General features: G+C 70.2%; 7 protein-coding genes and 1 pseudogene. 5 read left to right on the top strand and 3 right to left on the bottom strand.

All coding sequences use genetic code 11. From position 1 onward, the window contains the following. The 3 genes and pseudogenes from AC1D1S_RS16060 to ppsA all read left to right on the top strand — a co-directional run. Window positions 1–459: pseudogene (locus tag AC1D1S_RS16060) on the top strand (glycosyltransferase); the annotation flags it as partial. A gap of 42 nt (window positions 460–501) precedes the next feature. Further along, the gene (locus AC1D1S_RS16055) at window positions 502–720 is read left to right on the top strand and encodes a three-helix bundle dimerization domain-containing protein (protein ID WP_028277122.1); all 219 of its coding nucleotides are present in this window, start codon (window positions 502–504) and stop codon (window positions 718–720) included. A gap of 281 nt (window positions 721–1,001) precedes the next feature. Then, window positions 1,002–3,431 carry a phosphoenolpyruvate synthase gene (gene ppsA / locus AC1D1S_RS16050; RefSeq protein ID WP_476994914.1) on the top strand — a complete coding sequence of 810 codons (2,430 nt, stop codon included), beginning with the start codon at window positions 1,002–1,004 and terminating at the stop codon, window positions 3,429–3,431. Here ppsA and AC1D1S_RS16045 read toward each other — a convergent pair whose 3' ends face one another. Further along, a complete protein-coding gene (locus AC1D1S_RS16045; RefSeq protein WP_476994913.1) occupies window positions 3,432–5,378 on the bottom strand; it encodes a heavy metal translocating P-type ATPase in 1,947 nt (648 codons plus the stop codon). It lies immediately after the preceding gene. Window positions 5,379–5,591: 213 nt separating this feature from the next. On the opposite strand from AC1D1S_RS16045, the gene AC1D1S_RS16040 reads away from it, so the two are divergent. Together AC1D1S_RS16040 and AC1D1S_RS16035 are read left to right on the top strand one after the other, a co-directional pair. After that, a complete protein-coding gene (locus AC1D1S_RS16040; RefSeq protein ID WP_476994912.1) occupies window positions 5,592–6,683 on the top strand; it encodes an SDR family oxidoreductase in 1,092 nt (363 codons plus the stop codon). Between the two features lie 63 nt (window positions 6,684–6,746). Then, window positions 6,747–7,712: a polysaccharide deacetylase family protein gene (locus AC1D1S_RS16035; RefSeq protein WP_476945433.1), complete on the top strand. Its 966-nt coding sequence runs from the start codon at window positions 6,747–6,749 to the stop codon at window positions 7,710–7,712. 179 nt (window positions 7,713–7,891) lie between these two features. Here AC1D1S_RS16035 and AC1D1S_RS16030 read toward each other — a convergent pair whose 3' ends face one another. Next, window positions 7,892–8,899, bottom strand: coding sequence for a zinc-dependent alcohol dehydrogenase family protein (locus AC1D1S_RS16030; RefSeq protein WP_308197248.1), 1,008 nt, complete (start codon window positions 8,897–8,899; stop codon window positions 7,892–7,894). A gap of 54 nt (window positions 8,900–8,953) precedes the next feature. After that, window positions 8,954–9,561: universal stress protein (locus AC1D1S_RS16025; RefSeq protein WP_476994911.1), on the bottom strand; the 608-nt coding region annotated here is incomplete at its 5' end.

Genomic DNA, 9,561 nt, shown 5'->3' with positions numbered 1-9,561 from the left:
GGCCAGCGCTGGACGCCGCCGCCCTGGGCCGGCCGGACCTGGCTGGCCAACACCGACGCCGATTCCCGGGTGCCGGAGAACTGGCTGGTGCGCCAGCTGGAGTTCGCCGAGGCCGGGGCCGACGCCGTGCTGGGTTCCGTGGAACCGGACCCCGCCGGGATGGACCCTGAACTGCTCCGGTGCTGGCACGAACGCCACCCCTTCCGCGAGGACCACCCGCATATCTATGGCGCGAATTTCGGGGTCCGGGCTTCCGCCTATCTTGCCGCCGGAGGGTTCGCCAGGGTCACGTCCGAAGAAGACCGGACCCTGGTGCACAGCCTCCGCAGCCGCGCCTTCACGGTCACCGCAACGGACAGCATCAGGGTCATGACCTCCGGCCGGACCCATGCCCGGGCGCCCCATGGCTTTGCCACCTACCTGCGGAGCCTGGGCCACCTGCTGCCGCCTGCCAGCTGAAGATTCATTGACGCCGGGACCTGGCCGCTCCACACTGAAGAAGTGACGGACGATGCGAAAGAACCCAGCATTGATCAGGTTGTCGAGCGTCTGGCTGCCAGGTTTCCGCACGTGCCGCGGATGCACATCGCCGGGATCGTCGGCGAGGAATTCGATGCCCTGAACGCAGGCCGGATCCGGACCTACATACCCACACTGGTTGAGCGCGGCGCCCGCGTGCGGCTCAAGAGCGAGTTCGGGATCAGCGCCGCCGAAGACTAACGCACGTGACGCCGCCCCCTAGCCGCGAGTTCGCCGGATGCGCGCGACCCGGCACCCCCGAGTTCGCCGGATCCGTGCGACCCCGCACCCTCGAGTTCGCCGGATCCGCGCGACATCGCCGTATAGTTCCGGCGATCCCGCAGGTGTCCGGCGATTTCGACGGCGGCGGCCCGGGGCAGGCGGCACAGTAGCCGGAGGGGGCGCGCGGGTCCAAAGCCCCTGACCCCGGGACACCGGCCCCGCGCAGTATGGGTCCACCGACAATCCACAGGAGTGCTGACATGGCTGAATCGCCCGTGATGTGGTTTGACGAGATCGGCATGGCCGACGTCCCGCGGGTCGGCGGGAAGAACGCCTCGCTCGGCGAGCTCATCCGGACCCTCCAAAGCGAGGGGATACGGGTCCCTGACGGGTTCGCCACCACAGCCGCCGCCTACCGCTCGTTCGTCGCGGCCAACGGGATCGACGCCGCCATGCGATCGCGCATTGCCGCCTACCGGGCCGGGGACGCCACACTGCGCGCCACCGGCGAGGCCATCCGGGACCTGTTCCTGGCCAGCGAGTTCCCCGGCGACATCGCCGACGCCATCCGCGCCCACTACCGGACCCTGGGGGACCGGGCCGGCATGGACCGGCTCGCCGTGGCCGTGCGCAGCAGCGCGACGGCGGAGGATCTCCCGGACGCGAGCTTCGCCGGGCAGCAGGAGACCTTCCTGAACATCGCGGGTGAGCGGGAACTGCTGGACGCCTGCCGCCGCTGTTACGCCTCACTCTTCACGGACCGGGCCATCAGCTACCGCGAGGTCAAGGGCTTCGACCACATGGACATCGCCCTCTCGATCGGCGTCCAGCGGATGGTGCGCTCCGACGTCGGCGCCTCCGGGGTGATGTTCTCCATCGATACCGACTCGGGCTTTCCCCGCGCCGCCGTCATCAGCGCGGCCTGGGGCCTTGGCGAAACCGTCGTCCAGGGCACCATCAATCCGGACAAGTACCTGGTCTTCAAGCCGCTCCTGACAGAGTCCGCGGCCGCGGAGGGCATCACCCCGATCATCGAGAAATCCCTCGGCTCCAAGGCCCGGAAAATGGTCTACAGCCGCGGCGGGAGCGCCCGCACCCGGATGGTGGACACCTCGGAGGCCGAGCGCCGGGCCTTCGTGCTGGGCGACGCCGAGATCCTCGCCCTCGCCCGCTGGGCCGTCACGGTCGAAAACCACTACGGCCGGCCCATGGACATTGAATGGGCCCGGGACGGCGAGACCGGGGAACTCTTCATGGTCCAGGCCCGGCCCGAGACGGTCCAGTCACGCCGGACCGGGCCGCAGTTCACCATCCACCACCTGCTGGAACGGGGGCCCGTGCTCGCCACCGGATCGGCCATCGGCGACTCGATTGCGCACGGCACGGCCTGCGTCATCCGGACCGCGGCGGACATCGCGGGGTTCCGCGACGGCGCCATCCTCGTGACCGAAATGACCGACCCGGACTGGGTGCCCATCATGAAACGGGCAGCCGGCATCGTCACGGACCACGGCGGCCCCACGAGCCACGCGGCGATCGTCAGCCGCGAGCTGGGTGTCCCCGCCGTCGTCGGAAGCGGCAACGCCACGGCCGTCCTGGCCGAGGGCCGGCCCGTGACGATCTCCTGCGCCGAAGGTGATCTGGGCCGGGTCTACGACGGCACCCTGGCGTTCGAAACCGAAGAGGTGGACCTCGGCGCGCTGCCTGCGACGCGCACGGCCGTCATGGTCAACATCGCCAGCCCAGCCGCGGCCTTCCAGTGGTGGCGGCTGCCGGCGGACGGCGTCGGGCTTGCCCGGATGGAATTCATCATCAGCAGCCTGATCCGCGTCCATCCCATGGCGCTTGTCCACCCGGAACGGGTCACGGATCCGGCCGAGGCGCACCAGATCCGGGAGCTGGCGCAGGCCTATGCGGACCCGGCCGAGTACTTCGTGGACGCCCTGTCGCTGGGGATCGCCAAGATCGCCGCGCCGTATTATCCGCGCCCCGTGATTGTCCGGCTCAGCGACTTCAAGACCAACGAATACGCCCACCTGCTCGGCGGTGGCGCCTTCGAGGAACCGGAAGAGAATCCCATGCTCGGGTTCCGCGGCGCCTCGCGCTACTACGACCCCCGTTACCGCGAGGGGTTCGCGCTCGAATGCGCCGCGCTCAAACGTGTCCGCGAGAAGCTCGGGTTCACCAACGTGATTGTCATGGTGCCGTTTTGCCGCACGCCGCAGGAGGCGGACAAGGTCCTGGCCGTGATGGACGAGCATGGTTTGGTCCGCGGCAGCAACGGGCTGCAGGTCTACATGATGTGCGAAATCCCGTCCAACGTGGTCCTGGCCGAGAAGTTCGCCACGCGGTTCGACGGGTTCTCGATCGGCTCCAACGACCTCACCCAGCTGGTCCTGGGCGTGGACCGTGACTCCGGCCAGCTCGCGGCGCTCTTCGATGAGCGGGACGAGGCCGTGATGGCGATGATCAGCGAGGCCATCCGCAAGGCCCACGCCGCCGGCATCAAGATCGGCATTTGCGGGCAGGGACCGAGCAACCACCCGGAGTTCGCCGCGTTCCTGGTGCGCGAAGGGATCGACTCGATCTCCCTGAACCCGGACAGCTACCTCAAGACCGTGCCGCGGATCGCGGAAGCGGAGACTGAGTCAGCCGTCGCGGCGGCAGAGACAGAGTCAGCCAGACAATAGTCATCCCGGTAGCGGGGCCTGCCGCTCGCTTTCCCGGGACCGCACCGGGCTGGCTGCGCCGCGGCGGCCGGGGCCGAGTGAACGCAGGGCATTGAGGATTGTGGCGAGGTCCACCAGTTCCTGGGACAGGGCGCCGGCGATGGCCGGCACGTAGCCCGCGGCGGCGGCCAGCATGAGGGCCACGCTCAGGCCGACGCCGATCCAGATGCTCTGCAGGGCCACCTGCACGGTGCGTTGCCCGATCCGGACGGCGGTCCCCACCTTGGAGAGGTCATCGAGGATGATCACGACGTCGGCCGACTCGCCGGCCGCCGTCGAACCGCGGGCGCCCATGGCGATTCCGACGTCGGCGACCGCCAGGACGGGGGCATCGTTGACGCCGTCGCCGACCATCATGACCGGACCGTCCGGCAGCGACCTGACGGCCTCGACCTTGTCCCGCGGCAGGCACTCGGCGCGGACGTCGGTGAGCCCTGCCTCGTCCGCGATGTGCCGGGCCGTGGCGAGCGCGTCACCGGTCAGCATGACCGTTCGGCGTACGCCCAGGGCCTTGAGGTCGGCGAGGGTGCGGCGGGTCTCTTTGCGGATGGGATCGCTCATCACCAGGGCGCCCACGAATTTTCCGCCGGCACCGACGTAGATGGCGAGCTCGCCGCTGGCCAGCCCAGCCTCCACCACGCCGGACGCCCACTCTGCGACGAACGCTGGCTTGCCCACCACCACGTCCTGGCCATCGAACCTGGCGCGGACCCCGTGGGTGGCGAATTCGGTGGCTTCGGTGGCGGCCGCGAAGGGCAGGGCCCGGTTCCGCGCGGCCTCCACCACTGAGGCGGCCAGGACATGCGAGGAATACTGTTCCGCGGACGCCGCCAACTGCAGGACCTCGTCCTCTGCGAGGGGCCCGGCGGTCCGGATACGCAGCAGGGACGGGCGGCCGTACGTGAGGGTCCCTGTCTTGTCGAAGGCGGCCGTCTTGATCCGGCTCAGCTGTTCCAGCACCCCGGCGTACTTGACGATGACGCCGGAGTGCGCGGCGCGGCTCATGCCGCCGAGGAACGCCACCGGCGCGGCGATCAGCAGGGGGCACGGCGTGGCCACCACGAGGACCTCCGCGAAACGTTCCGGGCTGCCGCTGATGATCCAGCCCACGGCGCCGAGCACGTACGCGAGGGCCGTGAACGGCACGGCATAGCGGTCAGCGAGCCGGACCATGGGCGCCTTGCTGTCCGCTGCCTCCTGCACGAGGGCGACGATCCGGCTGTACTGCGAATCCTCCATGCGCGCCGTGACCCGCATCCGGACGGCGGCCTCACCGTTCAGCGAACCGCTCATGAGGCCGTCCCCGGCGGACCGCTCCACCGGCAGGCTCTCCCCGGTGAGTGAGGACTCATCGAAAGAGCCGGACTCGGAGAGCAGGACGCCGTCCAGCGGGACCACCTCGCCGGGCCTGACCAGCAGGATGTCCCCGATCTCGACGTCGGCGGCCGCCACGTCCTCGTGTTGGCTTTCCGTTGGGGTTCCGGCGGCGGGGGGTCCGGCTGTGTGGGTTCCGGCTGTGTGGGTTCCGGCGGCGGAGCCGTTGCGCTCCCGGTGGGCCGTCTGCGGGACGCGTTCGAGCAACGCGGTGAGTTCGCCCTTGGCCCGGCCGGCGGCGTAGTCCTCAAGGGCAGTGCCGCCCGCGAGCATGAGTACGACGATCATCGAGGCGACGTACTCGCCCACCAGCACGGTGCTGACGATTGCGGTGACGGCCAGGATGTCGATGCCGAACTGCCCGCCTGCGAGCCGGCGCGCCATCCCGACGGCGAGGTAGGCCGCCACGGCCAGGGCATAGACGCTCGCAGCGGCCCGGGCTATGCCTTCCTGCCCGGAGAACAGCAAGACCAGCACCGCCAGCAGGACGACGAGGGTCCCGGCCACGAGCGGATACCGGAGTACGAATTTCACGGATGTTCCGCCTTAGCTTCGTATCAGTTTTGGCGTCTCCCTGAATCCTACCGCGCGGCCGGGACCGGCTTGCCGGGACGGCCTCCCGGACCGTCGCCGGACCCCGGCATGAGAGGCTGGACGAGCAGCCGTCCCGATCAAGCGGGCCGGCGCGCAGGGACCCGACATAGGCGATGGGCGCGGCGCAGCACAAGCGATGCCAGGAGGAATGACGTGCGAAGCAGTTCAGAGACCGTCGACACCCGGACCGCCCTGGTGGTGGGGGCAAGCGGAATTGCCGGATCCGCCCTGGTGGACAGGCTCGTCGAGGAGGGCTGGGACGTGGTGGGGCTCTCCCGCAATCCCCTCCGCCGCCGTGACGTGCGCCATGTGAGCGCGGATCTGACATCCGTGGAGAACCTGCGCGAGGCCCTGGCAGATGTTTCACCCACCCATGTGTTCTACACAGCCTGGTCCAGGCGGAAGACCGAACAAGAGAACATCGACACAAACGCGGGCATGCTGCGGAACGTCCTCGCCAGCCTCAACGGCAAGCCTGTGAAGCACGTCGCCCTCATGACCGGGCTGAAGCACTATCTGGGCCCGTTTGAGGCGTATGCGGCCGGGGAAATGCCGGACACCCCCTTTCGGGAGAGCGAGCCGAGGCTGCCGACGCCGAACTTCTACTACGCCCAGGAAGACGAGTTGTGGGCTGCTGCCGCGAAGCAGGGCTTTGGCTGGTCCGTGCACCGGGCGCATACGGTGATCGGGCATGCGGTCGGGAACGCCATGAACATGGGGCTAACCCTCGCCGTTCAGGCATCCATCTGTAAGGAACTGGGCCAGCCGTTCATCTTCCCGGGCTCCGAGACGCAGTGGAACAGCCTCACGGACATGACCGACAGCGGACTGCTGGCGGACCACATGATCTGGGCGGCCACAGCGGACAACGTTGGCGACCAGGCCTACAACATCGTCAACGGCGATGTCTTCCGCTGGCGGCGCATGTGGCCTGCGCTGGCCGACTACTTCGCGGTCGAGCCGGTGGGTTACAGCAACGAACCGCGGCCGTTGGAGCAGCAAATGAGCGGCATGGAAGGCGTGTGGTCGGGCATCGCCGCCCGCCATGGACTGGCCGAAGCCGACCTCGCGCAGGTCGCCTCCTGGTGGCACACGGACGGCGACCTGGGCCGGAACCTCGAGGTGGTCACGGACATGAGCAAGAGCCGGCTCGCCGGTTTCACCGGGTACCGCCGCACGGAAGACGCATTCCTGCAGCTGTTCGACCGGTACCGTGCGGACGGCCTGATTCCGGCGGCCTCCTAGGCTGCGGCACGGGCGGGGCCTTTGAGCCCTAGCCTGCCGTAGCGCGTGATGCCAAGGTGAAGCATGGGGTCCATGATCGCGGGCCGCCGCCGGCTGTTGGTGATCGCGGCCGTGGTGGTTGCGCTGTTTCTGGCCGCCGGTGCCGCGGTCGTGCTGCTTCAGGGGGTGCCGACTGCGTCACCGCCCCCATCTGCGCCCGTCACCGCACCGGTATCCGGACCCGTCAGCGCAAGTGCCTCCGGGACCGCGCCCCCTGCCTCCCCGTCCCCTGAACCGACCTCGGCATCGCCGGCTCCGAATACCAGCGGACCAGTTCCGGCCGAGCCGGGTCCCGTCCCCCCGCCGACCCGGGCACCGACGGCTCCCGCTACCGTGCCCCCCGCGGCGCGGTTCCCCGCCGCGCTCGCCGGCCACGACGTCGAGAGCATCCCGGGCGCCGGAACCGTAGTGGCCCTGACCTTCGACGCCGGCGCCAACGCTGCCGGACTGCCGAGCATCCTGCAGAGTCTTGCCGCCGCGGACGTGCGGGCCACGTTCTTCCTTACCGGCAGCTGGGCTGCCGCGAACCCCGGAGGAGTGGCGGCGATCGTTGCCGGCGGGCACCGGGTGGGCAACCATTCCATGACGCATCCGGCATTCACCGGGCTGCCCGACGTCGGCATCAGGGACCAGGTCCGGTCGGCCGAAGAGGCCATCCGGGCGGCCGGGGCTGACCCGCGGCCGCTCTTCCGGTTTCCCTTCGGCGACCGCGACGCCAGGACCATCGCCACCGTCAACAACCTCGGCTACCTTCCGGTGCGCTGGAGCGTCGACACCCTGGGCTGGAAAGGCACCAGCGGCGGAGTGAGGGCGCAGGTCGTGGCGGACCGCGTCCTGTCGGGCCTGCAGCCGGGGGAAATTGTCCTGATGCACATCGGCTCCAACCCCGACGACGGCACCACCCTGGACGCCGCTGCCCTGCCCCAGGTCATCAGCCGCATCCGCCAGGCCGGCTATGGCTTCACCACCCTCGATGCGCTCCTGGGCTGAGCGCAGCCGGGCCCAACGCCACTGTCGCGCGGCTCCGGTGCTGGTGCGGGTGGGCGTCGAGAAGGTGCTGCTCCGGGCGGGCCAGGAGCACGAGTCCGCCGGGACGCCGGGACGCCCGGCTGACGCGCCGAAGCGTGTCCCCGGCGTCGGTGCGGTGACTTGCTTGCGGTGGTTCCGGGCTATGTCGCGTCCATGTGCAGCACGGCTGCTCCGGTGATCCGGTCCTCCGCCAGGTCCCGCAGGGCCCGGTCCGCGGCCTCGAACGGGTACGCCACAGTGGTCGGGCGGAGCGGGATCTCGGCGGCAATCCGGAAGAACTCCTCGCCGTCGGCCCTGGTGTTGGCTGTGACGCTGCGCAACTGGCGCTCTTCGAAGAGCTCGTCGGCGTAGTGCAGCGACGGTATATCGCTCAGGTGGATGCCCGCGACGGCGAGCGTCCCGCCGCGGTCCAGGGCCCGGAGCGCAACCGGAACCAGCCCGCCCGCGGGGGCGAAGAGGATCGCGGCATCCAGGGGATCGGGCGGTTGTTCCTCGGCCCCGCCCGCGAATGTCGCGCCCAGGTCCAGGGCCAGCGCGCGAGCCTGCGCGGACCGGGTCATGACGTACACGCGCGCACCCCGGTAAAGGGCGATTTGGGCCGCCAGATGCGCGGAGCCGCCGAACCCATAGATGCCCAGCCGTCCGCCGATCGGCAGTTCGGCCCGGGTCAGGGCCCGGTAGCCGATGATGCCTGCACACAGGAGCGGCGCAGCCTCCTCGTCGCTGAACGTCTCCGGGATCCGGTAGGCGAAGTTCTCCGCCGCGGTGATGAGTTCGGCGTACCCGCCGTCGCGGTCCCAGCCGGTAAACGTGGGGGACAGGCAGAGGTTTTCCTGGCCGCGCAGGCAGAACCGGCAGGCGCCACAGGTGCCGCCCAGCCAGGCCACGCCCACCCGTTCGCCGATGCCGAACCTGGCTGCCCCCGGTCCCTGCCCGATCACCTCACCCACTACCTCATGGCCCGGGATGACCCCGGCGTGCCGCGGCGTGAGGTCGCCCTCGGCCAGGTGCAAGTCCGTGCGGCACACACCGCAGACCCGCACTTTCAGCAGGACTTCGCCGCGTCCCGGCACAGGATCCGGGCGGTCGGCGGCAACGAGGGGGCCGCTGGACATGGGCCCGGGAAGTCCAACTTGCCATGCTCGCACCGCGGCCTCCTTCTTGCAGCGTCTGCAGGTCCGAATCGGTTGCGCTCGCGGCGGCTAGCGGGTGACCAGCACGTTGCAGCGCGCCTTGTGCAGCACGGCGGAGACCGTGTTGCCGGCTCCGGCCGCAGGGTTGTGGGTCCCGAGCACCAGCACGTCGGCGTCGTCCGCGGCGTCGAGGAGCTCCCGGGCCGCATGGCCCTCACGCAGGGCGCCGGCAACCTCCAGCCCGGGCGCCATCCCGCGGGCCTCGTCGATGGCGCGCTCGAGCAGCTCCTGGCCGTGGAGCAGGGCATGGCGGCCGTGCTCTTCCCGTGCCCCGCCGCGCAATGGATCGACGTGGACGAGGTGCAGCGGGGCGCCGAGGACTTTGGCCAACCGGATGGCCTCGGCCACCGTGGCGGGGCTGCGGGGCGAGGCGTCGACTCCCACCACGACGGGGTGGGCCCGGCGGCGCGGGCGCCGGATTATCATCACCGGGCAGGGTGCCGAGCCGGCCAGATCGATGCAGACCGAGCCGGCCACCTGGCCCAGGACGGCGCCGAGGCCCCGGCTGCCCACTACCAGCAGGCGTGCGTCCCGGGAGGCGTCGCGCAGCACGGGCGCCGGGAGCCCGGCCTCCATGACGCCGTCGACGGCGGGGCCGGGACGTTCCGGCTGTTGCC

The organism is Arthrobacter sp. P1_A5, from assembly GCF_056406825.1.
This window is presented reverse-complemented; position numbering and strand designations above follow the sequence as displayed.